Here is a 26,700-nt window from a genome sequence, read left to right as displayed (position 1 = left end):
CGTGGGTGGCGGCCCCTCCCGGGTGCGGGGTCAGGCGCGGGGGGCCACCTTGCTGAGGCCGTTGATGATGCGGTCCATCGCGTCGCCGCCCGTGGGGTCGGTCAGGTTGGCCAGCATCTTGAGGGTGAAGCGCATCAGCACCGGGTGGGTGAGGCCGCGCTGGGACGCCAGCTTCATGATCTTCGGGTTGCCGATGAGCTTCACGAAGGCGCGGCCCAGGTTGTAGTAGCCGCCGTACGTGTCCTTGAGGACCCTCGGGTACCGCTGGAGGGCGAGTTCACGCTGAGCGTCCGTCGTCCGGGAGTGGGCCTGGACGATGACGTCGGCCGCGATCTGCCCGGACTCCATCGCGTACGCGATGCCCTCGCCGTTGAACGGGTTCACCAGTCCGCCCGCGTCCCCGACGAGCAGCAGCCCCCGGGTGTAGTGCGGCTGGCGGTTGAAGGCCATCGGCAGCGCGGCGCCCCGGATCGGGCCCGTCATGTTCTCCTCGGTGTAGCCCCACTCCTCGGGCATCGAGGCGCACCACGCCTTCAGCACCTCGCGCCAGTCCAGCTCCTTGAAGGAGGCGGAGGTGTTGAGGACGCCCAGGCCCACGTTGGAGGTGCCGTCGCCCATCCCGAACACCCAGCCGTAGCCGGGCAGCAGCCGGTCCACCGGGCCGCGCCGGTCCCACAGCTCCAGCCAGGACTCCAGGTAGTCGTCGTCGTGGCGGGGCGAGGTGAAGTACGTGCGGACGGCGACGCCCATCGGACGGTCGTCGCGGCGGTGCAGGCCCATCGCCAGGGACAGCCGGGTGGAGTTGCCGTCGGCGGCGACCACGATCGGGGCGTGGAAGGTGACGGGCCGCTTCTCGTCCCCGAGCTTCGCCTCGACGCCCGTGATCCGTCCGGTCCTCGGGTCCGTGAGCGGCGCGCCGACGTTGCAGCGCTCGTACAGCCGGGCGCCCGCCTTCTGCGCCTGGTTGGCGAGCTGCTCGTCGAAGTCGTCGCGCTTGCGGACCAGTCCGTAGTCCGGGAAGGAGGCGAGTTCCGGCCAGTCCAGCTCCAGCCGGATGCCGCCGCTGATGATCCGCAGCCCCTTGTTGCGGAGCCAGCCCGCCTCCTCGGAGACGTCGATGCCCATCGCGACCAGCTGCTTGGTGGCGCGCGGGGTGAGGCCGTCGCCGCAGACCTTCTCCCTGGGAAACGCGGTCTTCTCCAGCAGCAGGACGTCCAGACCCGCCTTGGCCAGGTAGTACGCGGTCGTCGACCCGGCCGGTCCGGCCCCGACGACGATCACATCTGCGCGGTGTTCGGAGAGCGGCTCGGTCACGTCGGGTTCTCCCCAGGGAGTCGGAATTCTGCGTGCCGACGGGCACGGGACACGTGCAGTCTATGAGGCGGAACCGACCAGCCAGCCGAAGGGCCGTCCTGTGAGCCACCCCGCACGCCCCGCCGTTCCGCACTCCGCCCCGCGCGCCGCGACGTCCGCCGCGCCCTCGGCGGGCGCCGTCCACGCGCCGCCGCCCGCCGTGGGGTTGCGGGTGCCGACGCACGAGGACGCCCATCACTGGCACCGGGTGTTCGACGACGCCGAGGTGATGGAGTTCCTGGGCGGGGCGGCCGAGCGGTCCGCGTACGAGGAGATCACCGCCCGTCAGCGGCGCCACCACGCGGAACTCGGCTACTGCCTCTGGACGGTGACGGCCGCCGACCGGTTGGCGCCCCCCGGCGCCGACCACGACGGCCCCCGCGGGACCCGGGGAACCGACGGGACGGTGCTCGGGTTCGTCGGCGCGCAGCCCTGGCCGCGCGCCTGGGGGCCGGTCGGGGAGATCGAGATCGGCTGGCGGCTGGGCCGCGCGTACTGGGGCCGGGGGTACGCCACGGCGGCGGCGCTGATCGGGCTGGACGCGGTCCGCGCGGCCGGGGTGCGCCGGGTGGTCGCGGTGGTGGACCCGCTCAACGCCCGTTCCGTGGCGGTGACCGAACGGCTGGGGATGACCCGGGCCGAGGACGCCGAGAAGCCGGACGGGCAGCGGGTGCGCGTCTATCGGATGGAGCTGTGACGGTCCGTCCTCCCCGGTGACCCGTGGCCGGTGGCCGGTCGTCTTCGGCCGGTGGCGGTGGTCGTCGGACGGTGACGGTGGCCGGTGACGGTGGCCGGTCGCTGTCGGTGGTCAGGGAGGGCGTACGAGTGGTGAGGGGGGCGCGTCCTCGTTGACGCGCCCCCCTCGGGTGACGTCACGCTCCGCGTGCACGCGGTCGCCGAGGTTCCGGTGGCCGCGACGGCGGAGCTACCCTGGCGGTACCGCTGGGGGTGAGTTCGTGCGGAGGACGCCCAGGACACACGAGGTGAGGGTGCCCCGGTTCGTCGGTCTGATGGCCGTGGACGCGAGGGCCGCCGCCGACGCGTACGGCGTCCTCCTCGCCACCCCCGACCGGCCCGACTTCCCCGCCGTCGTCGTCGACCACGTCGTCCGTCAGTACCCCGCGCCCGGGACCGAAGTGCCCCGGGGCTCCGCCGTCACCGTCTGGTTCGACTTCGGCCCCGGTGAGGGCGAGGGCGGCGCGGGGGTGCGGGAGCCCCGCCGTCCCGTGCCCTCACCGCACGGCGAGGGCCTCGAACGCGCTCCCTGCGGGGCCTGAGAGCGCCCGTCCGGTCGGCCGGTCGGCCGTCTGGGCCCGGTCGGCTGCCCCGACCGTTTGCCCCGGTCGGCTGCCCGTCTGTCCCGGTCGGCTGCCTGTCCGGTCGGGCGACTGTCCCGCTGTCCGGTCGGCGGCTGTCCGGTCCTGGGCGGCCGTCTTCCCTCGTCCGGCCCTTCGCCCGCTCATCCGCTCGCCCGCCCTCCGTGCCTCGGGGCGCCCGGGGTGCCCCGCGCGCCTGCCCCCGGGGCCCGGACGCCTCATGCGGGCGTCCCGGTGGCCCCGGACAGCTCAGGCGCCCCGGGCGGCTCAGGCGCCCCGTGCGGCTACGAGCGGGACGGGGGCGGCGCGTCCGGCGAGTTGCCGGACTCCGAAGAAGCCTCCGTGCCCGGCGGCGGAACGGCGGCCGGAGCGGACGGGCCGGCCGTCCCCCCGGCGGACGGAGGCGGCGTCGGCGCGGCGGACGGAGGCGGCGTCGGTGTCGGTGTCGGCGCGGCGATCAGCCGGACCAGCAGCGCTCCCACGACCAGTCCCCCGGCGACCCACGGCAGCGCGAAGAACAGGGCGTCCGAGACCTCGGTCCCGAAGTGGCTGGACTGGCCGCCGCCTCCGTACAGGCCCATGCCGCCGGACCACTCGAGGCCCAGCCCGCCGAACGCGACGAGCGTCACGAACAGTCCGAGGAACAGGGCGCCCGCCAGGACCCGGTCCGGGGCCCTGGTGTGCCGCCGGGCCGCGAGGACGCCGAGGAACAGCGCGCACAGCGCGCCCGCCGCGAGCGAGCCCGCGACGGCCCAGCCGCCGACCGCGTCACCGAGTTCGGTGAGCCCGAAGCCGTCCCGCTCGTACCGGACGCCCGAGCCCGTCTCGGTCCGCGCGGACGCGCCCCAGGCGAAGGCGGCCCCGCTGACCGCGAAGTTCAGCAGCATGAGCAGCGCGACGAGGTGGCCCGAGAGCTCGTCCCCGAAGAAGGGGCTCTCGTCGAAGTCGTCCGCCTGGAGGTACACCACCGCGAGGACGGCCGCGGCCAGGGCGAGGGTGAAGGCGAGCGCCCGCAGCGCCGTGCCGAACGCCGTCGCCAGCCGGGCCAGCGCGGGCCGGGCGGCGAGCCAGGAGGCGTGTTCGTCGCGGCTGAGGACGGCCGCCGACACCACCGCCGTCAGCAGCAGCGTGCCGGGCACCGCCAGCAGCGAGCCGGACGCCTCGACGTCGTGGAGGGCGGGCCGGGCGAACAGGGCGAGGACCAGCGTCCCGGCCGTGACCAGGGCGGTGACCCGGGCGGCGGCCTCCAGCCCGGCGGTGTCGCCCCGGGCCCAGGGGGACGCACCCGGGACGCCCGACCAGGGACCGTCCGGGGCGGGTTCCCGGGGCGCGCGCAGCAGCCGTCCGCGCAGCGCGCGCAGTCCGGCGTAGAGGGCGAGCAGCCACAGCAGCAGCACGGAGAGCGGGGTCAGGGAGAAGGAGCCCTTGCCCGGGCTCACCTCGCCGAACATCCCGCCCCCGGTGGCGTGGCTTTCGTCCGCCGGGACGTACTCCCCTTCGTAGTCGATCCCCCCGTCCAGGAGGGAGTCCGGCCGGACCCGGTGGTCGACCGAGTCGTTCCGCTCGATCGTGACGTCCCCGCCGACCGACTGGAGGACGACCGCGAGGGCGATGCCGAAGCGGTCCCCGAAGCCCACGGTGTCGTCGTCCGTCGCGCTCTGGCCGTAGGTGGGCGCGGCGAGCGCGAACGCGGCGACCAGCAGCAGCACCAGCGGCAGCAGCGCGGTCTGGACGGCTCCGCCCCAGTCGCCCCGGGTGGTGCGGCGCAGGAACGCCGAGGGGGCGCCGGAGGGCGGCGGGGGCGGCAGGACGTGACCGGGCGGGAAGGCGGCGCCCCCGGCGACGGACGGCGGGGCGGCGGCGGGGTGCGGAGGCGGCGCGCTGGACGCGACCAGTTCGGGGGCGCCGAGGGCCTGTCCGGCGGGCGGGGCGGGCGGGACCGGCGGCGAGGGCGGGCCGGGAGGATTCGGTGGCGTGGGTGGAGCGGGCGGGGTGGGTATCCCGGACGGGGCGGCGGGCGTCCCGGCGGGCCCGGGGGACGCGGGAGGCGTCACGGGCGCGGGCGGCCCGGTGGGCGGAGTCGGCGGAGCCGCCGGGGACTTGAGCAGGGCGTCGGACGGCCCCCTCGGGACGGACGGCGGGGAAGCGGGCGCCGGGGGCGCGGGCGGCGCGTCGGGCGCCGCCGGGGCGTCAGGGGCGCCCGGGGCGTCAGGCGTGCCCGGGGCGTCAGGGCTGGCCGAAGAGCCGGGCGCGCCCGGGGCGGTGGCCGTCGGCGGGGCGTCGGGCAGGGGTGGCCGTTCCCGCCCGCAGCGCATGCAGAAGCGCCCCTCTTCGCTCGCGGGTGTTCCGCAGTACGGGCAGTAGGACGCCATGGGGCACGCTCCGTCGTCCGGGGCCGGGCTGTGAGCACCACGCTACGGGGGCGATCACGTAGTCAACGGACACATCTTCGATGCCATTGGTTCCCGTCATCCAGTCTTCGGGGCGGAGAAGTCCCCGGCCCGCTCCGGTGCGACGGGGCGGGCCGGGCGTCCGTCGGGGCGTCAGACGGCCTTGAAGCCCCGGTGCAGGGTGACGATCCCGCCCGACAGGTTGCGCCAGGCGACCTTCGACCAGCCCGCGTCCTGGAGCATCGCGGCCAGCTCCGGCTGGTCCGGCCAGTCGCGGATGGACTCGGCGAGGTAGACGTACGCCTCGGGGTTCGAGGACACCGCGCGGGCCACCGGCGGCAGCGCCCGCATCAGGTACTCGGTGTAGACGGTCCGGAACGGGGCCCAGGTGGGGTGGGAGAACTCGCAGATCACCACGCGTCCGCCGGGCCGGGTGACCCGCAGCATCTCGCGCAGGGCCCGCTCGGTGCCGTGGACGTTGCGCAGCCCGAAGGAGATCGTCACCGCGTCGAAGGTGTCGTCCTTGAAGGGCAGTCGGGTGGCGTCGCCCCCGGTGAGCGGCAGCCAGGGGTGGCGCCGCTTGCCGACCCGGAGCATGCCGAGCGAGAAGTCGCAGGGCACGACGTACGCGCCCGCGCGGACGAACGGGAGCGAGGAGGTGGCGGTTCCGGCGGCCAGGTCGAGGACCCGCTGCGCGGGCCGGGCGTCGACCGCCTTGGCGACCTCCCGCCGCCAGATGCGGTCCTGCCCGAGGGACAGGACGTCGTTGGTCAGGTCGTAGCGGTCCGCGACGTCGTCGAACATCGAGGCGACCTCGTGCGGCTGTTTGTCCAGGGATGCGCGCGTCACGGGCCCATTGTGGCAGGGGCTCCGTACCCGGCCCGCTCCGGGCGGCCCCTCGACACGCCCCGCCGGACGCCCGGGCTCCGCCCCCCGGGTCGGGTGGGTGGTCCGGCTACCGCCTGCGGTGGACGATCCGGCCCGCGCACACCGTGAGCAGGCACTCCCCGGTGTCCGGGCCGTCCGGACCGCCGGTGAACGCGGTGAGGTCCGCGCGCGCCGACTCGCCGAGCGGGGGCGTCGGTTCACCGGCGGCGCGCACCGTCACCCCGGCGCGCTCGGCGGCGGCCCGCAGCGCGGGGTCGGTGACCTGGGGGGCCGTCACGGCGGTGCCGCCCGCCGTGAGGACCGCGTGCACCCGTTCCCGGGGCGAGGGGGCGGACGGCAGCGGCCCTCGGTGCGTCCGGCCCGGGCCGAGCGTCCCGGGCCAGGAGCGGATCCTGGCCTCGGGGAACCGTTCCCGCAGGACGTCCAGCGGGCCGACGGCGGCGATCCGGTCGCCGCGCACCGCGACCGCGCCACCGGGCAGCGCGGGGCCGCCGTCCCAGGAGAGGACCAGGTCCCGGCCGGTGTGGAGGGTCAGCACGCGGCGCCTCAGTCGGTGGGGAGGAGCTTCAGCTCCGGGTGGGCGGTGCCCCCCGCGATGGCGGTGGACGAGATGTGGGACTGCACCCGCTCGTCGACCGGGTCGTGCGCCGGGTCGTCGTGCACCACGAGGTGCTCGTAGGTGGTGGCGCGCTGCGCGGGGACCCGTCCGGCCTTGCGGATCAGGTCGATGATCTCCAGCCGGTTGGAGCGGTGCTTCGCCCCGGCCGAGGAGACCACGTTCTCCTCCAGCATGATCGAGCCGAGGTCGTCGGCCCCGTAGTGCAGGGAGAGCTGGCCGACCTCCTTGCCGGTGGTCAGCCAGGAGCCCTGGATGTGGGCGACGTTGTCGAAGAACAGCCGGGCGACCGCGATGATCCGCAGGTACTCGAAGATCGTGGCCTGGGTGCGGCCCTTGAGGTGGTTGTTCTCCGGCTGGTACGTGTACGGGATGAAGGCCCGGAAGCCGCCCGTCCGGTCCTGCACGTCCCGGATCATCCGCAGGTGCTCGATCCGCTCGGCGTTGGTCTCGCCGGTGCCCATCAGCATGGTGGAGGTGGACTCCACGCCCAGCCCGTGCGCGATCTCCATGATCTCCAGCCAGCGCTCGCCGCTCTCCTTGAGCGGGGCGATCGCCTTGCGCGGCCGGGCGGGCAGCAGCTCCGCCCCGGCCCCGGCGAAGGAGTCGAGCCCGGCCGCGTGGATGCGGGTGACCGCCTCCTCGACGGAGACCCCGGAGATCCGCGCCATGTGCTCGACCTCGGAGGCGCCGAGGGAGTGGATGACGAGCTGCGGGAACTCCTTCTTGATCGCGGCGAAGTGCCGCTCGTAGTACTCGACCCCGTAGTCGGGGTGGTGACCGCCCTGGAACATGATCTGCGTGCCGCCCAGTTCGACCGTCTCCGCGCAGCGGCGCAGGATGTCGTCGAGGTCGCGGGTCCAGCCCTTGTCCTTGTCCTTGGGGGCCGCGTAGAAGGCGCAGAACCGGCACGCGGTGACGCAGACGTTGGTGTAGTTGATGTTCCGCTCGATGATGTACGTCGCGATGTGCTCGGTGCCCGCGTAGCGCAGCCGCCGGGCCGCGTCGGCGGCGGCGCCCAGGGCGTGCAGCGGCGCGTCCCGGTACAGGTCGAGGGCTTCCCCGGGGGTGATCCGGCCACCGGCGGCGGCGCGGTCGAGGATGGGCTGGAGGCCGGCCTTCTCGGTCACCGGGTCGTCCCTTTCGCAGGTGGTGGGCGGTCCGCCCCAGCCTACGCCCCGGCCCCGCGCCGCACCGTCAGGCCCCGTACCCGCCCAGCAGGACCCCGAGCAGCGCCCCGGTCAGCAGGAACGGTCCGAAGGGGATCGCGGTCCGCCGGGTCGCCCGGCGCCGCAGCACCAGCGCGGCCCCGTACAGCGCGGCCAGGAGGAACCCGGCGAACGTCCCGAGGAACACCGCGCCCCAGCCGTACCAGCCGAGCGCGGCGCCCAACGCCAGGGACAGCTTGACGTCCCCGAAGCCCATGCCGTCCGGGTTCACCAGGAAGAGGACGAGATAGCCCGCGCCCAGCGCCAGGGAGCCGAGCAGCGCGCCCGGCCAGTCGCCCGCGCGGCCGGGCAGCAGGGCGGCGGCCCCGAGCAGCGCGGGCACGGCGGCGGCGAGCGGCAGGGTCAGCGCGTCGGGCAGCCGCTTCACCGCGAGGTCGACCAGCGCCAGCAGCACCCCGAACGGGGCGAGCAGCAGCCAGACGACGGCCTCCGGGCGCGGTCCGGTGGCCGCCGCGAGCAGCGCGCAGACGGCCGCCGTCAGCAGGGCGGCCGTCGGGGTGCCGGGTCCGAACCGGCCGTCGGCGCAGCGCGCGGGTCCGGTCCGGCCGGGCTGGGCCGGACCCGGCCGACTGTCCCGGCCCCCGGCCCACCGCGCCCGATCCGACCGGTCCACCTGGTCTACCCAGTCCGACCGACCTGCCCGGTCCGCCCGACCTGCCCGGTCCGCCCGGTCCGCCCGACCCGCCCGGTCTGCTTGGTCCGCTTGGTCCGCCCGACTCGATCGGTCCGGACGGACTGACCGGACCGACCGGACCTCCCGGACCGCCCGGCCTCCGGCGCACCGCGCCGGGCCGAGCCAGCCGCGCGCCCCGGCGGCGAGCGGGCGGCCGTGCGGGCAGTCGGCCCGCCAGGGGTCGCCGGGCTCCACCGCCAGCCGGTACGCGGCCCGGGGCACCAGCGTCCCGGCGGCGGCGCCCCACAGCGCCGCGCCCACCGTCACGGCCACCGCGCCCGCGTCCGTGCCCATGCCGCCCATGTCCCGTTCCCCCGTTCCCCGGTCCATCGCGCCGGTCGGGCGCGCCGTTCCGCGCCCCGAGGGGCGACGGCCGAGCGGCACCCCGCCGCTCGACGCCCCGCCGCCCGGTGTCCTGCCGTTCCGTACGCCGGGTCCACCGGTCCGCCTGGCGGCGGGGAGGGACGCGGGTCGCGTCGGACCGTGCGGCCCCCAGCCTGCCATCCGCCGGGGGACCGGCCACCCGGCCGGACGGGGACGGTGGCCTGAACTCCCCGCCTCCTGGCCGAAGTCCAGTGGTAGCGCCCCGGGCCGGACCCGGAACCGTGTACGGACCACCGCCGTCATCGTCCACGAGCCCGACCGGACGGGGACGGGCGGCACCGGAGGGGAGACGGCGGGTGGGCGCGACACCAACGGGACCAGCGGGACCAGCAGGACCGGCGGGACCAGTGCGACTGGCAGGACCAGCGGGACCGGGCCCCGGCCGGGGGCGGCCGGTGGGGCCCACCGCGCGGACCGGGCTCACGGCCCTCGCCCTCGCGCTGTCCCTGGCCGCGACGGGGTGCGGGGGAGGCTCCGGTGAACGGGCCGCGCACCCGTCCGGCACGCCGGGCGCCTCCCGCGCGGCGACCGCGCCCACCGCGAGCGCCCCCGTGAACACGGTCCGCCCCGACATCGTCCTGCCCGGTGATCTGACGGAGCGGTACGAGGGCTGGGTCACCGGCGACTCCGCGAAGGACCTGGTGCTGGGGGACGCGGGCCAGGCCCAGGGCGCGGTGCTGGACGCGCTGGTCCGGGGGCGGGCGACGACCGGGGCGGTGGAGTTCTTCTTCGCCGGGGACGCCCTCTCGGCGGTGCGCGCGTACGTGCGCGACGGCGCGGCGACGGGCACCCGGCCCACCGGGTCCGTCCGGTACCACGACCCGGAACTGACGATGCCCGTCCCGGACCCGGACGCCCCCCGGAAGGGGTTCGCCTCGCTGTCCTTCTGCGCCGACGAGTCCGGGCTGCTCCCCCGGGACCGCGCGTCGGGCGGGACGGGCGCGCCTCCGCGCGGCCCGGAGGCGCACGTCCGGTACGACCTCCGGCTGCGCCTCAGCGACCGGGGCGTATGGCGGACGCACTCCCTCGCCACCGAACGCGGGGAGAAGACCTGCGCGCCCTGAGCGCCCCCCTCACAGCCGCGCGCGCCCCTTTTCGGGGGGCACTCGCCAAAGACCGGACGAACCCCCAACAGGCCGCGCGGTAAAACGGGTTGACGCCCGCAGCTCGTTGATCCCGCAAATGTCGCGCATTTGACGGAGGCATCGGCGCGGGAGAACGGACCGGTCGAACGGGACCGGTCGTTCTCCGCTCCGGGCTCGATGGAGACGGGTGACCGGACGGCGAAATCGCGGTGACGTCCCGTCGAATTCCCAGGCGCTTTGGGATGGCTAAAGCGATTCACGCGGAATCGGCACGCCTTCCCCGGGAAAGCCGGTACCGTCCGGTTCCGCCGGGTCCCGTTTCGGGGACCCCGTTCGGGAGCCCGTCTCAGGAGTCCAGGAGCCGTACCCGGACGTCCGCCGGGAAGCCGGTGGTGGGGCCCACCCGGCGGGCGAACTCGGCGACCGCCGCCAGCTGCGGGGCGGCGAACCGGAAGTCCAGGGTGCGGAAGTACCGTTCCAGCACCTCCGCGTCGAACGCCTCCCAGCGGGCGGCCTGTTCCGCGACCTTGGCGACCTCGTCCAGCGACAGGTCACGGGAGGCGAGGAACGCCTTGTGCACCTGGCGCACGGTCTCCGGCTCCCGCTCCAGGTACTCCCGGCGGGCCGCCCAGAGGGCGAACACGAAGGGCAGCCCCGTCCACTCCTTCCACAGCGTCCCCAGGTCGTGGACCTGGAGCCCGAGCCGGGGCGCGTAGTGGAGGTGGGCCCGCAGCGCCGCGTCCCCGATCAGCACCGCCGCGTCCGCCTCCTGCATCATCACGCCGAGGTCCGGCGGGCAGGTGTAGTAGTCGGGCCGCACCCCGAAGCGCTCGGCCAGCAGCAGCTGGGCGAGGCGCACCGAGGTCCGCGAGGTGGAGCCGAGGGCGACCCGGGCCCCGTCCAGCCGGTCCAGGGGCAGCTGGGAGACGATCACGCAGGACATCACCGGCCCGTCGCAGCCCACCGCGATGTCGGGGAGCGCGACCAGGTCGTCGGCGTTCCTGAGGAACTCGACCAGGGTGATCGGGCCGACGTCCAGCCGCCCCTCCACCAGGTGCTCGCTGAGCTTCTCCGGGGTGTCCTTCCTCAGCTCCAGGTCGAGGAGGGTCCCGGTGCGCGCCAGCCCCCAGTAGAGGGGGACGCAGTTCAGGAACTGGATGTGCCCGACCCTGGGCCGGACGCGGCCGGCGCCGGGCCGCGCCGCGGAGTCCGGCGCGAGGTCCGGGGCGGGCGGGGGCGCGACGGGAGAATTGTCCACATCGCGAGGCTAGCCCCCGGGGGCGTGCGACGGGCGCAGGGGGGCGCCCGGTACGGTGTGCCGCACCACACCGGGTGCCCTCCGGGAGCACCCGCGACCCCGCACCGGTCCGCGTCACCCACCGGGAAGCGCCCTCGCGCCGCCCCGGCACCACCCCCGCGACCGCGCCCCCGACCGCTTCCGCCCACTCCGGGACCGCACCCCGGACCGGGTCACGGACCGCTCCGCCCAGGGCTCCCCGCCGCCGAGGCGCCGTCAAGGCGGACACCCCGGCTCAAACATCCGGGTGACGTGATCTTGGCCTCTATCGCTTTCCACGAACACCGTGCTAAGCTCAACGCAAGTTGCAGTTTGGTTTCCCTTGCAGTACAGAGCCTGCGGAGCATGTGACCCGCAGGCTTTCGTCGTTTTCAGACTTTTGCAGTTGTTACAACAGCAGGTTCTGGAGCAGGGCAACCCTTTGGCCCAAGGAGGGCTTATGGCTACCGGAACCGTGAAGTGGTTCAACGCCGAAAAGGGCTTTGGTTTCATCGCCCAGGAAGGCGGGGGCCCCGATGTCTTCGTCCACTACTCCGCGATCAACTCGTCCGGCTTCCGCTCCCTCGAGGAGAACCAGGCCGTGAGCTTCGACGTCACGCAGGGCCCGAAGGGTCCGCAGGCGGAGAACGTCACCCCGCTGTAGTGGGGTTTCCCGGGCGCAGCCCGGGGACGATCCGGAACGGATAGCAGTACCCAAGGAGCCCCGCTCCCCCGCGTCGCAAGACGCGACGGGAGGCGGGGCTCCTGCCTGTCCGGGGCCGGGTCCGGGGGTCCCGGGGGTCCCGGGGGTCCTCAGACGGCCGGAGGGTGGCCGGAAGGCGCCCGGCCGGACCTCGGACGCCCGGACGGGCCTCAGGTCCCCGGCGGGCCGACCGGGTCCCCGGGATCGGCGGGGCAGGAGCGGTCCCCCACCGGCAGGTCCCCCTCCAGGAAGAACGCGTTCACCACCCGTCGTACGCAGGTCGACGAGACGTAGCCGCCGTGCCCCTCCCCCCGGTTGTCCAGGACCACGGCGGGGTCGCCCAGCCGACGGGCGGTCTCCACCGTCCAGCGGTAGGGCGTCGCCGGATCGCCCCGGGTGCCGACCAGCAGGAGGCGCGGGGTGGGCACGTCGTGGATCGAGCGGATGAAGTCGCTGCCCGGCGGATGGCCCGCGCACTGGAGCACCTGCCCCAGCTGCGCCGGGCCGAAGACGGGGGACGCGGCGGTGTAGTCGGCCAGCAGCCGCGCGTACGCGTCCCCGGTGAGGTCCTCGGCGGTCAGCCGGTCCGGGTCGTCGGCGCAGTTCACGGCCGTCAGCGCGGCCTCGGCGTTGTCCGCCGGAACCGGCGGCGGGGGCTCGGGCGCCGCCCGGGGGCCGCTGTCCCGTCCGCCGTCCGCCGCGACCGGGACGGGCATCGCGGTCGCCAGCAGCGGGATCGGGTCGTCGTCCCGGATCAGCGTGTTCAGGGCCTGGGCCAGGGAGGGCCAGGTGGACCGGCTGTAGAGGGCCGCCGAGAGGGCCGCGACCAGGGTGTCCGCGGTGAACAGTGACCCGTCGTAGAGGGTGATCGGCTCGGCCTCGATCCGGTCGACCAGCAGGGCCGCGCTCCGCTTGGCCTCCCGGGCGTCGTCGCCGAGCGCGCAGTCCGGGCGGGTCGCGCACCAGGTGGCGAAGTCGTCCAGGGCCGTCTGTCGGCCCTCCGCGATCACCAGGCCCTGTTCGACGAGCGGCTCGGTGAGGGTGTCCACCCCGTCCAGGACCATCCGGCCGACCCGGTGCGGGAACTCGGCCGCGTAGGCCGCGCCGAGCCGGGTCCCGTAGGAGAAGCCCAGGTAGGACAGCTTCTCGTCGCCGAGTGCCTGCCGGATGACATCGAGGTCGCGGGCGACGTTCACGGTCCCCGTGTACGGCAGGACGGGCCCCGAGGCGTCGCGGCACAGCGCGTAGTGGGCGTCGGCCTCGCGGATCACCGCGTCCGGGTCCTCGCCGCCGGTGAACACCGGGGGCGGGCTGTCGGCACAGCTCACCGGGGAGCTGCGGCCCACCCCGCGCGGGTCGAAGGTGACCACGTCGTAGGCGTTGGTGAACTCGTTGAAGGTCCGGCCGAACGCGGCGAGCGTGCTGATCCCCGGGTCACCGGGACCGCCGAAGTTCAGCAGCAGCGAACCCCGGGGCTCCTCGGCGGTGGAGGCGATCCTGGCCAGCGCGATCTCCAGGGTGCCCTTGCCGGGATCGGCGTAGTCCACGGGGACGGTGACCTCGGCGCAGGTCATGTCCTCCGGGTTGAACGGCAGGTCCGCGCAGGGGTGCCAGACGGGACGCTGGTCGCGGAACCGCGACGGCTCCGCGAGGTCGGCGGAGACCGCCGCCGCCGTGGTCCCCGTCGCCGTGGTGCTCGCGTTCGCGCTCGCCGGGACGGCCAGCGCGAGCAGCGCCATGGTGAGGGCCGCGGTCTTGGCCCGCGACGCGCCGGACACGCCCATCGCGCCCTCCAGGGGAAGGAGCACTCCCCTCACCATAGGAGCGCGCCCCCGCTCCCGCCCGGTGACCAGGCCCGGGATCCGCGTCTCGGGGCCCCGGCCCCGGAAACGCCCGCGGGGGCCCGCCGGTGAGCTGCGGGCCCCCGCGGGGACTGGACGGCCCGGAGGCCGGAGGGTGGATCAGGCGACGGCGGGTGCCGGACCGCCGTCACGCGGGGTGTCGCTCACGCCGACCGGCTCCCGGTCCACCGGGGACGCGGAGGCGTTGTCGTACGCGTCGTGGTCGAGGATGTTCTCGCGGGCGGCGACCAGTACCGGGACCAGCGCCTGACCGGCCACGTTGGTGGCGGTGCGGATCATGTCCACGATCGGGTCGATCGCCAGGAGCAGACCGACGCCCTCCATGGGCAGGCCCAGGGTGGAGAGGGTCAGGGTCAGCATGACCGTGGCGCCCGTCAGACCGGCCGTGGCGGCCGAGCCGACCACCGAGACGAAGGCGATGAGCAGGTAGTCGGTGATGCCCAGCTCGACCTTGAAGATCTCCGCGACGAAGATCGCGGCGATGGCCGGATAGATCGCGGCGCAGCCGTCCATCTTGGTCGTGGCGCCGAACGGCACCGCGAAGGACGCGTACTCCTTCGGCACGCCGAGGCGCTCGGTGACCCGCTGGGTCAGCGGCATGGTGCCCACGGAGGAGCGGGAGACGAACGCGAGCTGGATCGCGGGCCAGGCGCCCTTGAAGAACTGGACCGGGTTGACCTTGGCGACCACGGCGAGCAGCAGCGGGTAGACGCCGAACAGCACCAGGAGGCAGCCGATGTACACGTCGGCGGTGAAGACCGCGTAGTCGGCGATCAGGTCCCAGCCGTAGGTGGCGATGGCGTAGCCGATGAGGCCGATGGTGCCGATCGGGGCGAGGCGGATGACCCACCACAGGGCCTTCTGGAGCAGCTCCAGAACGGCCTCGCTGAGGCTGAGGATCGGCTTGGCGCGGTCACCGAGCTTGAGGGCGGCGATACCGGCGACGGCGGCCAGGAAGACGATCTGGAGGACGTTCAGCTCGGTGAACGGGGTGATCACGTCGGTCGGGACGAGTCCGGTGAGGAAGTCGATCCAGGAACCGGTGACCTTGGGCTCCCCGCCGTCCTTGGGGGTGAGGCCGGTGCCGGAGCCGGGGTCGGTCACCAGACCGATGACCAGGCCGATGCCCACCGCGATCAGCGAGGTGATCATGAACCAGAGGAGGGTGCGGGAGGCCAGCCGGGCGGCGTTGTTGACCTTCCGGAGGTTGGTGATCGACACCAGGATGGCGAAGAACACCAGCGGGCCCACGGCGAGCTTCAGCAGCCCGACGAAGATGCCGCCGACCTTCTCCAGGGTGGTGAGCAGCCAGGAGACGTCGAACTCGCGGGCCACCCAGCCGAGCAGCACGCCGAGTACGAGGCCGAGGAGTATCTGTGCCCAGAAGGGCACCGGGAACCGCCGCGAGGCCGGGCGTTCCGGCTTCGACGATGCGTTCGTGGCGGGGACGGACACAGGGACACACTCCCTTGGGGGTGAAGGGGACGGGGCTGTACTGAGCGCGGCGCTGCCCTGCGGGAACGGGTGCCCGGGTGTTCCCGGGAGGGCGGGGAGCGCCTGGGGGGTCGGCGGTCGCGCGGTTCGGGGCGCGGGCGCGTCGGGGGACGCGTCCGGCGGGGAACTCAGAAGCGGCGACAGGCCACGAGCGGTTGGCGACAGGCCGCGGACAGACAGCGACACAGGTCCACGTGCAGGCGCGCCACGAGCGGGACGCCCGTGGTGGTCACGGGCGACTGACCCATGACGGAGCGGCGCGCGGCGGTGGACTTCATGCCGCACACGTTAACACTTGTCCTTTGAGGCCCTCAAAGCCCCGCTTTGACCCGAGCACCCGGCACCGCGCTCTCGGTTCCATGCCCTCATCGTCCCCAACACCCCCCGCGCGCACACCACATGGAACGGGCCGGACCCCCGCGATCGCGGGGGTCCGGCCCGTTCTCCTGAGACGTACCTCACGCCCCCGTGGGGCGCGGGGAGCCGTGCGGGGCGGTCAGCCGGCGGCTCCGGACGCCTTGGGCGCCTTGGACGCCTTCGCGGTCCCGGTGGCGCGGGCGGCCTCGACGGCGTCGGCCTCGGCCTCGTCGATCAGGTGGTCCTCCTGGTCGGCGGAGCGCTGGAACCCGGCCTTCGCCCGGTCCACCCGGGCGACGATCTGCCCGGAGGCGAGGTCCCGCTGGCCGCGCAGCACCACGAAGCTGATCGGGGCGGAGATCACCAGGGACAGCAGCAGGATCCACAGCCCGTTGGAGTCACCGAGCCCGCGGGGCAGCAGACCCGCGTAGACGAAGCCCCAGACTGCCGCGAAGCAGGCCACGAAGATTCCCAGGCGCATCAGTGTGTAGCGGAGCATGATCCGACTCTTCCGTATCCGGCGGTGGGCGCGTCCCCGCGCCCCTCCCAGTGAAGCACTCCGCCCGGCGGGCCCCTCGGCCGGGTCGTCGCGGCCGGGCCGGGACCACCCGGCCGGTCGGACCGGGACCGCCTCCGGACCGAGGCGCGGCGGGGTCGCGGGGCGGGGTCGCTCAGGCCAGCGCGAGCAGCATGACCGTCTCGTCCCGGTCGTCGCCGGGCGCCACCCGGACCGCCCCGGGCACCCGTCCGACCTCCTGGTAGCCGCAGGACGCGTAGAACCGCTCCAGCCCGAGGCCGCCCCGGCAGCTGAGCCGGACGGCCTCCAGCCCGGGCGTCACACGCGCCAGGTCGGCGGCGGCGGCCATCAGGGCGCGGCCGTGTCCGGCGCCCTGATGGCCGGGATGGACCATCACCGTGTAGAGCCAGGCCCAGTGGGCCATCAGCTGGTGCTGGTTGAGGGTGAGGAAGGCGACGGCGACCAGCGCGCCCCGCTCGTCGCGGCCGGTGAGCATCCGGGACCGCCCCTCGGTCACGGCGGCGAAGTGCTTGGTCACCTCGGGCCGGACGTGCTCCGGGGTCACCGGGGGGACGAACCCCACCGCGCCGCCCGCGTTGGACACGTCCACCCAGAGCGCGGTCAGCTCCTCGCCGAGTGCGGCGTCCAGGACGGGATCAGTCACGAAGGTAAGGGTCATGGATAAATACTAACCATTACGTGGGCGGGATTCGGACACCCTGCGCGAGTACCGGCCGTCCAGGCCCGGTCCGGGCCGTCGGGTCCGGGTCCGGGCCGTCGGGTCCGGACCCCGGGAACGCGGAAGCCCCCCGCGCGCTCGTCGCGCACGGGGGGCTCGGGGGGCTCAGGGGCCGGGCTCGCGGTTCCCGGCTCAGATCCGCATCGGCTGCGGCGACTCCCGCCGCCCCGCGTCGGGACCGTCGTACTCGCGGATGACCTCGTAACGGGTGTTGCGCTCCACCGGACGGAAGCCCGCGTCGCGGATCAGCTCCAGCAGGTCGTCGCGGGTCAGCTTGGCGGGCGTGCCGAAGTTGTCCGCGTCATGGGTGATCTTGTACTCGACCACCGAGCCGTCCATGTCGTCGGCGCCGTGCTGGAGGGCGAGCTGGGCGGTGTGCAGACCGTGCATCACCCAGAAGACCTTCACGTGCGGGACGTTGTCGAACAGCAGCCGGGAGACCGCGAAGGTCTTCAGGGCCTCGGCGCCGGTCGCCATGGTGGTCCGCTCCTGGAGGCGGTTGCGGACCTTGCCGTCCCTCACGTCCACGAAGTCGTGCTGGTAGCGCAGCGGGATGAAGACCTGGAAGCCGCCGGTCTCGTCCTGCAGCTCGCGCAGCCGCAGCACGTGGTCCACCCGGTGCCGGGGCTCCTCGATGTGCCCGTAGAGCATGGTCGAGGGCGTCTTCAGCCCCTTCTCGTGGGCGAGCCGGTGGATGCGCGACCAGTCCTCCCAGTGGGTGCGGTGGTCCACGATGTGCTGGCGGACCTCCCAGTCGAAGATCTCCGCGCCGCCGCCGGTCAGCGACTCCAGGCCCGCGTCGATCAGTTCGTCCAGGATCTCGCTCGCGCTCAGCTTGGAGATCGTCTCGAAGTGGTGGATCTCGGTGGCGGTGAACGCCTTCAGCCCCACGTGCGGCAGGGCCTCCTTGAGCGCCCGCAGCGAGCGCGGGTAGTAGCGCCACGGCAGGCTGGGGTGGAGGCCGTTGACGATGTGGAGTTCGGTCAGGTGCTCCGACTCCATCTCCTTGGCGAGCTTCACCGCCTCCTCGATGCGCATCGTGTACGCGTCCTTCTCCCCCGGCTTGCGCTGGAAGGAGCAGTACGCGCAGGAGGCGGTGCACACGTTCGTCATGTTGAGGTGGCGGTTGACGTTGAAGTGGACCACGTCACCGTTCTCGCGGAGCCGGACCTCGTGGGCGAGGCCGCCGAGCCAGGCCAGGTCGTCGGAGTCGTAGAGCGCGATCCCGTCCTCGCGGGTCAGCCGCTCCCCGGCGAGGACCTTCGCCTCCAGTTCGCGCTTGCGTCCGACGTCCATGTCCCTGTCTCTCCCGCCTGCCCGCCGCGCCCACGGCGACCGCTGTGACTGTCGTGCGATGTGTGTCGTACGTGCGTGTACGTGCTCGTGCCAGGCCGTCCCTTACGGACTAGACCTGCTCGGGGAGGTCCCCGACCCGGTTCTCCCACTTGGTGGAGAGCACGATCGTGGTCCGGGTCCGGGAGACGCCCTTGGTGCCCGACAGCCGACGGATCGTCTTCTCCAGTCCGTCGACGTCCCCGACCCGGACCTTGAGCATGAACGAGTCGTCGCCCGCGATGAACCAGCAGTCCTCGATCTCGTCGAGGTCCCGCAGCCGCTGGGCCACGTCCTCGTGGTCGGCCGCGTCGGACAGCGAGATGCCGATCAGCGCGGTGACCCCGAGGCCCAGCGAGGCGGAGTCCACGGTGGCGCGGTAGCCGGTGATGACCCCCGCCGCCTCCAGCCGGTTGATCCGGTCCGTCACGCTGGGGCCGGAGAGCCCCACGAGACGGCCCAGTTCGGCGTAGGAGGCCCTGCCGTTCTCCCGCAGGGCCTGGATGAGCTGCCTGTCCACGGCGTCCATAGATCCGAAGCCTTTCATTATTCAGCGGTCCCGCGAGTTTATGTCTGAGATCGAAGGCGCGTGAGCCGGACACCCTGCGAATCTCACTTGCTGGGCATCCGATGGCCGGAACCGCCCCGGGAAGGTCCGGGAGAGCGGCGGTCCGGCGGCTCCCGCCCGGGTCAGGGGGTGGTGGGCGCGGACCGCGCCGCGGCGCCCAGCTCCCCGTCCCACCGCCGGTACAGCCCGTGCGGCACCCCGGCCGCGTCGAGGGCCCGTCCGGCGACGAAGTCCACCAGGTCCTGGATGTGGGTGGCCCCCGCGTAGAAGGCGGGCGAGGCGGGCAGCACCACGGCGCCCGCGTCGTCCAGCGCCACCAGGTGCCGCAGGGTCTGTCCGTTCAACGGGGTCTCCCGGACCGCGACGACCAGCGGCCGCCGTTCCTTGAGCGTGACGCTCGCGGTCCGCTGGAGGAGGTCCTTCGACAGTCCGAGGGCGACCCCCGCCACACAGGCCGTGGACGCCGGGACGATGATCATGCCCCGGGCCGGGTACGAGCCCGAGGACGGTCCGGCGGCCAGGTCCCCGGCGGGCCAGTACCGCACGTCCGCCAGGGACGGCGGATCGAACGCGCCGGTCTTGCCGTCGGCGCCCAGGGCCAGCCAGCGCGCGAGGTCCTCGCGCCAGTGGGCGTCCCGGAAGGAGATCCCCGTCTCGTCCAGCAGGGTCAGCCGCGAGGCGCGGGAGACCACGAGGTCCACGCTCTCGCCCGCCGCGAGCAGCGCCCGCAGCAGGGCCGCGGCGTACGGCGTTCCCGACGCGCCGGACACCCCCACGATCCAGGGGCGCCTGCTCTTCTCTGGCTGGTCCACGCCTTCGAGCCTATCCGGCCGTCCGGCGCGGTCCGCCCCCGGTGGGGCGGGGCGGTCCGCCCCGGGGGCGGACCGTGGCGGGTCGGACCGTGGCGGGTCGGCACCGGGGGCGGACCCTGCCGGGTCGGGGGCCGGGGCGGGGGCCGGGGCGGGTGGGTCCGGCACCGAGGCCGGCGCCGGGGCGGGCGGGCCGGTGGGGGCTGGCCGCGCGGTTCCCCGCGTCCCTGAGGGGGTGCCCGTCTGGGCCGGTGGGTCCGTGCGGGTGCGTCGTGGCTGTTCGCGCAGTTCCCCGCGCCCCTACGGGGGCTGCCTGCTCGGGCTGTGGGCTTCTGCGGGCCGGTGGGGGCTAGTCGCGCCGTTCCCCGCGCCCCTAGCGGGACGCCCCTGGCGGGGCGCTCCTGGCGGGGCGCTCCTGGCGGGGCGTTCCTGATGGGGCGTGACCCGGGTCGGGGGCGCCCCGTAGGGGCGCGGGGAACTGCGTGAACGGCCACGACGGAGCCGAGGAAGACAGCGCACCGTTCGGGGCAGGGCCTGAGGGGCGCGGGGAACTGCGCGGGGAACCACGACGGGGCGAAAGGAGACAGCGCACCGTTCGAGTCGGGCGGGCCGGGCGGGCGGACCGGGACGGGGCGGGGCGTGCCCCGGCGGACGGGGGCGGCGCGTTCCGGGTGGGAGCGGTCCGGTACGGGCGGGGAACGCGGGCGGCGGGCGGGACGTTGGAGGTGCACGGGGGCGTGCCCCTGGGCAGTCTCCGGAGGACCGCGCGGCCCGCCGCGCGCCGGGAGCGTCCGGCGGGGGCGCCCGCCGCGACGAAGGCCCCGGCGGGGCGGCACGGCACCGGTCCGTGGAACACGGGACGGACGACGGTCCCCGGTCCGCCGTGGGCAGGGGACGGTACCCGGTCCGCCGCGGACCACCGGACAGGGAGGGAAGAGGACCCATGGCGCTGGACACCCGCAAGCCCGGCTCGGCGTACGCCGGGACCCTGCCCGCGGTGAAGCTGATGCTGCTGTGGGTCGGGTTCCTGTGGGTCCTGGAGGCGGTGGACACCGTCCTCGGCCACTCCCTGGACTCCTACGGGGTCACCCCCCGGGTCGCCGGTGAGCTGCGGGACGTCATCCCGGCGGCGTTCCTCCACGCGGGGTGGGACCACCTCGCGTCCAACACGGTCCCGCTGCTGGTCCTCGGGTTCCTCACCGCGCTGGCGGGGCTGGCCACGTTCCTCGGGGTGAGCCTCACGGTCATCGTGGTCAGCGGGCTCGGCGTCTGGCTGACCTCCCCGCCCGGCACGGTCACCCTCGGTGCCTCGGGCGTGGTCTTCGGGCTGTTCGGCTATCTGCTGGTGCGGGGCCTGGTGGACCGCCGGGTGCGGGACCTCGTCATCGGGGTGGTGGTGGCGGTGCTGTACGGGTCGCTGCTGTGGGGCGTGCTGCCCACCGACTCCGGGGTCAGCTGGCAGGGGCATCTGTTCGGGCTGGCGGGGGGCGTGCTGGCGGCTTTCGTCTTTCGCCGAAGCCGGGCCGACGGGGGTCCCGTCGGCTGATCCTCGGCTCGCGCCCGGTCCGGGGGCCTGCCGGTCCCGTCCGGGGTGGGGCCCGTGCCCGGCCCGGGGGCTTTCCGCCGTCGGTGCCGCGCGGGTGCGTCGTGGCCGTTCGCGCAGTTCCCCGCGCCCCTCAGGCCCTGCCCCGAACGGTGCGCTGCCTTCTTTCGCTCCGTCGTGGTTCCCCGCGCCCCCAGGTCCTGCCTCGAACGGTGCGCTGTCTTCCTCGGCTCCATCGTGGTTCCTCGCGCAGTTCCCCGCGCCCCTACGGGGCGCCCCGGACCCGGGTCACGCCCCAGCCAGCACCCCCGCCAGGAGCGCCCCGCCAGAGACGCCCCGCCAGGGGCGCGGGGAACTGCGCGGCCAACCCCCACCGGCCCGCAGAGGACCACGACCCCAAGCGGGCAGCCCCCGTAGGGGCGCGGGGAACTGCGCGAACAGCCACGACGCACCCGCACGGACCCACCGGCCCAGGCGGGCACCCCCTCAGGGGCGCGGGGAACCGCGCGAACGGCCACCGCGGACCCGCGCGGACCTACGCCCCGGGCGCCCCGCAGGGGCCACGTACCGCGTGGGGAGGCGGGGCGCGGGGTCAGACGGTGAGGCCCCGCGCCACCAGGTCCAGCAGCGCGCAGGCGAACAGCGCGATCCCGATCAGCCCGTTGACGGTGAAGAACGCCCGGTTCAACCGGGACAGATCGTGCGGCCGGACCACCCGGTGCTCGTAGCCGAACGCCACCGCGACCACCCCGAGCCCCAGCCAGAGGAAGACCCCCCCGTCCGTGGCGAGCGCGTACCAGACGAACAGCGCCATCGTCACCGCGTGACACACCCGCGCCCCCCACAGCGCGGCGGGCACCCCGAACCGGGCCGGGAAGGACAGCACCCCGTGCGCCCGGTCCGACTCCACGTCCTGGCAGGCGTAGATCAGGTCGAAGCCGCCGATCCAGATCCCGACCGCGAGACCCAGCAGCACCGCGTCCCAGGACCAGGAGCCGGTGACCGCGAGCCACGCGCCGACCGGACCCATCGCCTGGGCCAGCCCCAGGATCGCGTGCGGGTAGTGGGTGAACCGCTTCCCGTACGGATAGACCACCATCGGCACCACCGCGACCGGGGCGAGCACCAGACAGAGCGGGTTGAGCAGGGCGGCGGCGCCGAGGAAGACGACGAGCGCGACGGCCGCCCCGGTCCACGCCGAGCGCACCGACACCGCGCCGGTGACCAGCTCCCGGCCCGCCGTGCGGGGGTTGCGGGCGTCGATCTCGCGGTCGATGATCCGGTTGGCGGCCATCGCGAAGGTCCGCAGGCCCACCATCGCCAGGGTGACCAGCAGCAGGGTCGTCCACTGGACGGAGCCGCCGTCCCGGTACATCGCGGTCAGCGCCGCCATGTACGCGAAGGGCAGCGCGAACACCGAGTGCTCGATCATCACCAGCCGCAGGAAGGCGCGGACCCCGCCGCGCTCCCGTCCGGCCGGACCCGTCCCGGCGGCGACGCCCCCGGCCGCCGACATCAGCGGCCCCCGCCCGGACGCGGGCGGGCGGCGCGGTGCGTACGGCTCACAGTCCGTACTCCTTCCAGCGGCGGTCGACCTTGGCGGCCGTCTCCGGGTCGGAGGAGACCATCTCGGGCCAGCCGCCGTCGCGGGTGTACCCCTCCTCAGGGAGCTTGCGGGTGGCGTCCAGGCCCAGCTTGCCGCCCCAGAACTTCTGGTAGGAGGCGTGGTCGAGGTGGTCCACCGGCCCCTCGACCAGGCTGATGTCCCGGGAGTAGTCGACGTTGCCGAGCGCCCGCCAGGCGACCTGCTCCAGGTCGTGGACGTCGCAGTCGGCGTCCACCACCACGATCAGCTTGGTCAGCGACATCATGTGGGCGCCCCAGATGGCGTGCATCACCTTCTGGGCGTGCTTGGGGTACTTCTTGTCGATCGCGACGATCGCGCAGTTGTGGAAGACGCCCGCCTCGGGCAGGTGGTAGTCCACGATGTCCGGGACGACGATCTTCAGCAGCGGCAGGAAGAACCGTTCCGTGGCGCGGCCCAGCGGACCGTCCTCGGTCGGCGGGCGGCCGACCACGATCGACTGGAGCAGCGGGCGCCGGCGCATGGTGACGCAGTCGATGGTGAGCGCCGGGAAGTCCTCCTGCGGGGTGTAGAACCCGGTGTGGTCGCCGAAGGGGCCCTCCGGGAGCGTCCGCCCCGGCTCCAGCCAGCCCTCCAGCACCACCTCGGCCTGCGCCGGGACCTGGAGCGGGACCGTCTCGCAGTCCACCATCTCCACCCGCCTGCCCTGGAGGAACCCGGCGAGCAGGTACTCGTCGATGTCCCCGGGCAGCGGCGCGGAGGAGGCGTACGTCACGGCCGGGGGACAGCCGAAGGCGATGGCGACCGGCAGCCGCTCCCCGCGCCGGGCGGCCACCTGGTAGTGGTTGCGGCTGTCCTTGTGGATCTGCCAGTGCATCCCGATGGTGCGCTTGTCGTGGCGCTGGAGCCGGTAGAGGCCCAGGTTGCGCACCCCGGTCTCGGGGTCCTTGGTGTGGGTGAGCCCCAGGTTGAAGAAGGAGCCGCCGTCCTTGGGCCAGGTGAACAGCGCGGGCAGCGCGTCCAGGTCGACCTCGTCGCCCTTCAGCACGACCTCGCGCACCGGGCCGTCCTTGACCTTCTTCGGCGGCACGTGGGACATCGCGCCGAGCTTGCCGAACGCCTCCCGCACCCCGGTGAAGCCGTTGGGCAGCTCCGGCTTCAGCAGCCCGCCGATCTTCTCGGTGATCTCCGCGTAGGACTTCAGTCCGAGGGCCTTCAGCAGTCGGCGGTCCGTCCCGAAGACGTTCATCGCCAGCGGCATCGAGGAGCCCTTGACGTTCTCGAAGAGCAGCGCCGGACCCTTGGCCTTCTGCACCCGGTCGACGATCTCGCCGACCTCCAGGTACGGATCGACCTCCGCCTTGATCCTCTTGAGATCGCCTTCGCGTTCGAGCGCCCTGAGCAGAGACCGGAGATCGTCGTAAGCCATGCTGTCCAGTATCCGGTACCGGTTACCCTGGCCCCGTCACCGGGGCCGATACCACGGTCCGCCGCCACTCGCTGGGGAATCACGCCACCATGCTCAGGGTTCTGCCGTCGCTCCTCGTCCTGGCGCTCTGGATCTACGCCTTCATCGACTGCCTGAACACCCCGGAGGAGGAGGTCAAGCACCTCCCCAAGGTGGTCTGGGTGATCATCGTGCTGCTCTTCGGCCCGGTGCTGGTCGGTCCGATCGCCTGGCTGGTGACGGGGAAGGTCCGCAAGGGCGCGGCGGCGGGACGCCCCGGGCGCGGCGGACGCCCCCAGTGGGTGGCGCCCGACGACAACCCCGAGTTCCTGAAGTCCCTGGGCGAGGAGAACCGCCGCCGGTCGGCGGCCCCGGAGCCCGACTCCGGTCCCGGGGCGGACGGCACGCCGGAGCGGCGGGACGGGGACCGCCCGGACCCCGAGGACGGCCCCGCGAAGGAGAAGTAGGCGGACGGTCGTCCCGCCGGAGGCCGGACGGTCCTCCCGCCGGACGACCGCCCCGCCGGACGACCGGCCGGCGGGACGACCGGCTCCGGGCCCGGAAGGGCCCGGCCGGGGGTTCGGGGCCGCTGTCACCGGCTCCGAACCCCTTTACCGTTTGCCGTCCTCCCCCCTGGTCCGGGTCGGGGCGCGGCGTCCGTCAGGGGCGCTGCTCGACCTTGTCCACGACCTCGCGTTCGAGGATCGCCGCCGTACCGGCCAGGTCGCCCTTCTCCAGTCCGTCCTGGGTGTCCCGGGCGGCCACCACCCGCTCGCCCTGGTACTCCAGGGTCTTCGGGTTGAAGATCAGCTGCCGGTCGAACCCGTCCTCGTCCGCACGGCTGACCCCGATGCCGGAGCGGCCCGCCGCGTCCTTGACGCCCTTGACCACCTCGACGCCGGGCAGCTTGGCGGCGGCCCGGTAGAGCGCGGCGGCCTGCGCGGGCGGCAGCAGCGACTCCCGGGACAGGTCGCCGACGAAGGTGAACGCCTGCTCGTGCTTCGGGTTGTCGCCCTGCTTGTTCTTGTACAGCCACTTCAGCATGGCGTCGGGGTCGGTCGGCAGGGTCTGGAGACGGCGGTAGTTGGTGGCGGTGGTGTCACCGGGGGCGTCGGGGCCCAGTTCCTCTCGCCCGTTCCGGTTCTTCTCCACCAGCAGGCCGGGGCGCTTGCCGTCGACCGCGTGCCAGACCTCGCGGTCGTGCAGCGGCTCCAGCTCCGGCTTGTCCGCCTTCAGGCCCCAGGCGGAGTAGCCGACCCGGCTCTTGACGTAGACGTACTGGTCGTCGCGGATGTCGTCCGGAACGTCGCGCTTGGCGGCGGCCAGGGCGATGTCCTCCAGCAGCCGCGCCGCCTCGCCGGGCGCGGGGGCCGGGGTGGCGGTGGTCCTGTCGGCGCCGGACGGCAGCGCGACCAGCACTCCGCCGACGATGGCGGCGGCCGCCGCGGCGACCAGCACCGGCCGCAGCCAGGGGCGGCCCGGACGGCTTCCGGCGGCCTTCTCGTTCCGCTGCCGCTCTTCCTGCCGGATCTCGGTCATCAGATGCTCCTTGAGGAGTCGGTGACGGCCCGGCGGAAGGTCGTGCTCGGAAAGTTCACTCATGGCGTTCCCTCCTGGGTGGGCCCGGCCGCGGGGACGCGGCCACCTCTCATCTGTCCGTGGCCCGCGAGGGGTTCCCGGCGGACCGGGACCTCCTCGCGGGCGGTCGCGACGGCCGCCGCGAGCTTCTTGCGGGCGCGGGAGAGCCGGGAGCGCACGGTCCCCACCGGGACGCCGAGCGCCGCCGCCGCCGAGGCGTAGTCGAGGCCCGACCACACGCACAGCGCCAGCACCTCCCGCTCCGCGCGCCGCAGCCTCGCCAGCGCGGCCCGCACCAGCGCGAGCTGTTCCGCGTCGTCGATGCGCTCGGCGAGTTCGTCCGCGAAGTCGGGGACCGCCTCGGCGCGGGGCAGCCGGGCCACCGCCGCCGCGTGTCTGCGGGCGGTGCGCCGGGTGTTGCGGGTGACGTTGGTGGCGACGCCCAGCAGCCAGGGCCGCAGCGACCCGCCCTCCGGGTCGATCCTGCCCCGCAGCCGCCATGCCTCCAGGAAGGTCAGTGAGACGACGTCCTCGGCCGCGACCCAGTCGCCCGTCAGCCGGAACCCGTGGTTGTAGACGGAGCGGGCGTACGTGTCGAAGAGCTCGCCGAACGCGTCGGCGTCACCCTCCCGTACGCGGGCCCTGGTCCGCCGTGTGTTGGTGTCCACGTCCCCCACCTGTCCGCCCGGGGGACCGGGTTCCCGTCCGTCCGGGACCGGACCCGTGACGTGGCTCACGGGGGCCCGCCACCGACCACGGGGCGCGCCGCCGTCTCGTGGCGTTCCGGGACCGAACGTTTCATGGCACTACATGTCACCACACGACGGAAGGCGTCCGCCGGGGTGGGGGACGCCTTCTCCTCTGTTCCCGGTGGACCGAGCGCGGTGCACGAGCACGTCGTCCCGGAGGATGACCATGGTTCCGCCGCGCGGCTGATCGCGGGGCGTGGTTCTCGT

Annotated in this window: 24 protein-coding genes; 6 read left to right on the top strand and 18 right to left on the bottom strand. The window is 74.2% G+C overall.

Annotation, left to right across the window (positions count from 1 at the left end; genetic code table 11):
- Positions 1–30: 30 nt before the first annotated feature.
- Entirely contained in the window at positions 31–1,314 is a 1,284-nt protein-coding gene (locus tag ACVWNX_RS20585) for a geranylgeranyl reductase family protein (RefSeq protein ID WP_454408906.1), read from the bottom strand.
- 100 nt (positions 1,315–1,414) lie between these two features.
- On the opposite strand from ACVWNX_RS20585, the gene ACVWNX_RS20580 reads away from it, so the two are divergent.
- Both ACVWNX_RS20580 and ACVWNX_RS20575 read left to right on the top strand, forming a co-directional pair.
- Positions 1,415–2,050: a GNAT family N-acetyltransferase gene (locus ACVWNX_RS20580; RefSeq protein WP_454408904.1), complete on the top strand. Its 636-nt coding sequence runs from the start codon at positions 1,415–1,417 to the stop codon at positions 2,048–2,050.
- 286 nt (positions 2,051–2,336) lie between these two features.
- A complete protein-coding gene (locus tag ACVWNX_RS20575) occupies positions 2,337–2,630 on the top strand; it encodes a PASTA domain-containing protein (protein WP_454408902.1) in 294 nt (97 codons plus the stop codon).
- A gap of 323 nt (positions 2,631–2,953) precedes the next feature.
- Here ACVWNX_RS20575 and ACVWNX_RS20570 read toward each other — a convergent pair whose 3' ends face one another.
- The 5 genes from ACVWNX_RS20570 to ACVWNX_RS20550 form a co-directional block, all read right to left on the bottom strand.
- Entirely contained in the window at positions 2,954–5,041 is a 2,088-nt protein-coding gene (locus tag ACVWNX_RS20570; protein WP_454408901.1) for a hypothetical protein, read from the bottom strand.
- Positions 5,042–5,212: 171 nt separating this feature from the next.
- A complete protein-coding gene (locus tag ACVWNX_RS20565) occupies positions 5,213–5,908 on the bottom strand; it encodes a demethylmenaquinone methyltransferase (protein WP_454408899.1) in 696 nt (231 codons plus the stop codon).
- 106 nt (positions 5,909–6,014) lie between these two features.
- Positions 6,015–6,485 (bottom strand): imidazolonepropionase-like domain-containing protein, encoded by a 471-nt coding sequence (locus ACVWNX_RS20560; RefSeq protein WP_454408898.1) that lies wholly within the window; start codon positions 6,483–6,485, stop codon positions 6,015–6,017.
- Between the two features lie 8 nt (positions 6,486–6,493).
- Entirely contained in the window at positions 6,494–7,693 is a 1,200-nt protein-coding gene (mqnC, locus tag ACVWNX_RS20555; protein WP_454408896.1) for a cyclic dehypoxanthinyl futalosine synthase, read from the bottom strand.
- 67 nt (positions 7,694–7,760) lie between these two features.
- Positions 7,761–8,405 carry a prepilin peptidase gene (locus ACVWNX_RS20550; protein WP_454408895.1) on the bottom strand — a complete coding sequence of 215 codons (645 nt, stop codon included), beginning with the start codon at positions 8,403–8,405 and terminating at the stop codon, positions 7,761–7,763.
- An 839-nt stretch (positions 8,406–9,244) separates the two neighbouring features.
- Between ACVWNX_RS20550 and ACVWNX_RS20545 the strand changes: the two genes are divergently transcribed.
- Entirely contained in the window at positions 9,245–9,913 is a 669-nt protein-coding gene (locus ACVWNX_RS20545; RefSeq protein WP_454408894.1) for a hypothetical protein, read from the top strand.
- 367 nt (positions 9,914–10,280) lie between these two features.
- Here ACVWNX_RS20545 and ACVWNX_RS20540 read toward each other — a convergent pair whose 3' ends face one another.
- Complete coding sequence (locus ACVWNX_RS20540) at positions 10,281–11,192, bottom strand: menaquinone biosynthetic enzyme MqnA/MqnD family protein (RefSeq protein ID WP_454408893.1); 912 nt, start codon at positions 11,190–11,192, stop codon at positions 10,281–10,283.
- Positions 11,193–11,670: 478 nt separating this feature from the next.
- On the opposite strand from ACVWNX_RS20540, the gene ACVWNX_RS20535 reads away from it, so the two are divergent.
- Positions 11,671–11,874: a cold-shock protein gene (locus ACVWNX_RS20535; protein ID WP_351246629.1), complete on the top strand. Its 204-nt coding sequence runs from the start codon at positions 11,671–11,673 to the stop codon at positions 11,872–11,874.
- 209 nt (positions 11,875–12,083) lie between these two features.
- Here the strand turns inward: ACVWNX_RS20535 and ACVWNX_RS20530 are convergent, their stop codons facing one another.
- The 7 genes from ACVWNX_RS20530 to ACVWNX_RS20500 form a co-directional block, all read right to left on the bottom strand.
- Positions 12,084–13,721 (bottom strand): alpha/beta hydrolase, encoded by a 1,638-nt coding sequence (locus ACVWNX_RS20530; RefSeq protein WP_454408891.1) that lies wholly within the window; start codon positions 13,719–13,721, stop codon positions 12,084–12,086.
- Between the two features lie 153 nt (positions 13,722–13,874).
- Complete coding sequence (locus ACVWNX_RS20525; RefSeq protein ID WP_454408890.1) at positions 13,875–15,230, bottom strand: dicarboxylate/amino acid:cation symporter; 1,356 nt, start codon at positions 15,228–15,230, stop codon at positions 13,875–13,877.
- A gap of 535 nt (positions 15,231–15,765) precedes the next feature.
- The gene (locus ACVWNX_RS20520) at positions 15,766–16,125 is read right to left on the bottom strand and encodes a DUF4229 domain-containing protein (RefSeq protein ID WP_454408888.1); all 360 of its coding nucleotides are present in this window, start codon (positions 16,123–16,125) and stop codon (positions 15,766–15,768) included.
- A 172-nt stretch (positions 16,126–16,297) separates the two neighbouring features.
- The gene (locus ACVWNX_RS20515; RefSeq protein WP_454408886.1) at positions 16,298–16,822 is read right to left on the bottom strand and encodes a GNAT family N-acetyltransferase; all 525 of its coding nucleotides are present in this window, start codon (positions 16,820–16,822) and stop codon (positions 16,298–16,300) included.
- A gap of 192 nt (positions 16,823–17,014) precedes the next feature.
- On the bottom strand, positions 17,015–18,178 hold the full coding sequence (mqnE, locus tag ACVWNX_RS20510; RefSeq protein ID WP_454408884.1) for an aminofutalosine synthase MqnE: 1,164 nt from the start codon (positions 18,176–18,178) through the stop codon (positions 17,015–17,017).
- Positions 18,179–18,287: 109 nt separating this feature from the next.
- Entirely contained in the window at positions 18,288–18,743 is a 456-nt protein-coding gene (locus ACVWNX_RS20505) for an Lrp/AsnC family transcriptional regulator (RefSeq protein ID WP_454408882.1), read from the bottom strand.
- Positions 18,744–18,904: 161 nt separating this feature from the next.
- The gene (locus ACVWNX_RS20500; protein ID WP_454408881.1) at positions 18,905–19,594 is read right to left on the bottom strand and encodes a UbiX family flavin prenyltransferase; all 690 of its coding nucleotides are present in this window, start codon (positions 19,592–19,594) and stop codon (positions 18,905–18,907) included.
- A gap of 940 nt (positions 19,595–20,534) precedes the next feature.
- On the opposite strand from ACVWNX_RS20500, the gene ACVWNX_RS20495 reads away from it, so the two are divergent.
- Positions 20,535–21,137, top strand: coding sequence for a rhomboid family intramembrane serine protease (locus ACVWNX_RS20495; protein ID WP_454408879.1), 603 nt, complete (start codon positions 20,535–20,537; stop codon positions 21,135–21,137).
- 589 nt (positions 21,138–21,726) lie between these two features.
- Here ACVWNX_RS20495 and mqnP read toward each other — a convergent pair.
- Together mqnP and ACVWNX_RS20485 are read right to left on the bottom strand one after the other, a co-directional pair.
- Positions 21,727–22,650, bottom strand: coding sequence for a menaquinone biosynthesis prenyltransferase MqnP (mqnP, locus tag ACVWNX_RS20490; RefSeq protein ID WP_454408878.1), 924 nt, complete (start codon positions 22,648–22,650; stop codon positions 21,727–21,729).
- 46 nt (positions 22,651–22,696) lie between these two features.
- Positions 22,697–24,148, bottom strand: coding sequence for a menaquinone biosynthesis decarboxylase (locus ACVWNX_RS20485; protein WP_454408876.1), 1,452 nt, complete (start codon positions 24,146–24,148; stop codon positions 22,697–22,699).
- Between the two features lie 89 nt (positions 24,149–24,237).
- Between ACVWNX_RS20485 and ACVWNX_RS20480 the strand changes: the two genes are divergently transcribed.
- The gene (locus ACVWNX_RS20480) at positions 24,238–24,633 is read left to right on the top strand and encodes a PLD nuclease N-terminal domain-containing protein (RefSeq protein ID WP_454408875.1); all 396 of its coding nucleotides are present in this window, start codon (positions 24,238–24,240) and stop codon (positions 24,631–24,633) included.
- Between the two features lie 193 nt (positions 24,634–24,826).
- On the opposite strand, the gene ACVWNX_RS20475 is transcribed toward ACVWNX_RS20480, so the two are convergent.
- Both ACVWNX_RS20475 and ACVWNX_RS20470 read right to left on the bottom strand, forming a co-directional pair.
- The gene (locus tag ACVWNX_RS20475) at positions 24,827–25,768 is read right to left on the bottom strand and encodes a CU044_5270 family protein (RefSeq protein ID WP_454408873.1); all 942 of its coding nucleotides are present in this window, start codon (positions 25,766–25,768) and stop codon (positions 24,827–24,829) included.
- Complete coding sequence (locus tag ACVWNX_RS20470) at positions 25,765–26,412, bottom strand: RNA polymerase sigma factor (RefSeq protein WP_454408872.1); 648 nt, start codon at positions 26,410–26,412, stop codon at positions 25,765–25,767. Before ACVWNX_RS20470 ends, ACVWNX_RS20475 begins: the two co-directional genes overlap by 4 nt.
- Positions 26,413–26,700: the final 288 nt, after the last annotated feature.

Source organism: Streptomyces sp. JNUCC 64, from assembly GCF_054484115.1.
Note: the sequence above shows the minus strand (reverse complement) of the source record. Positions and strands in the feature narration are given on the sequence as shown.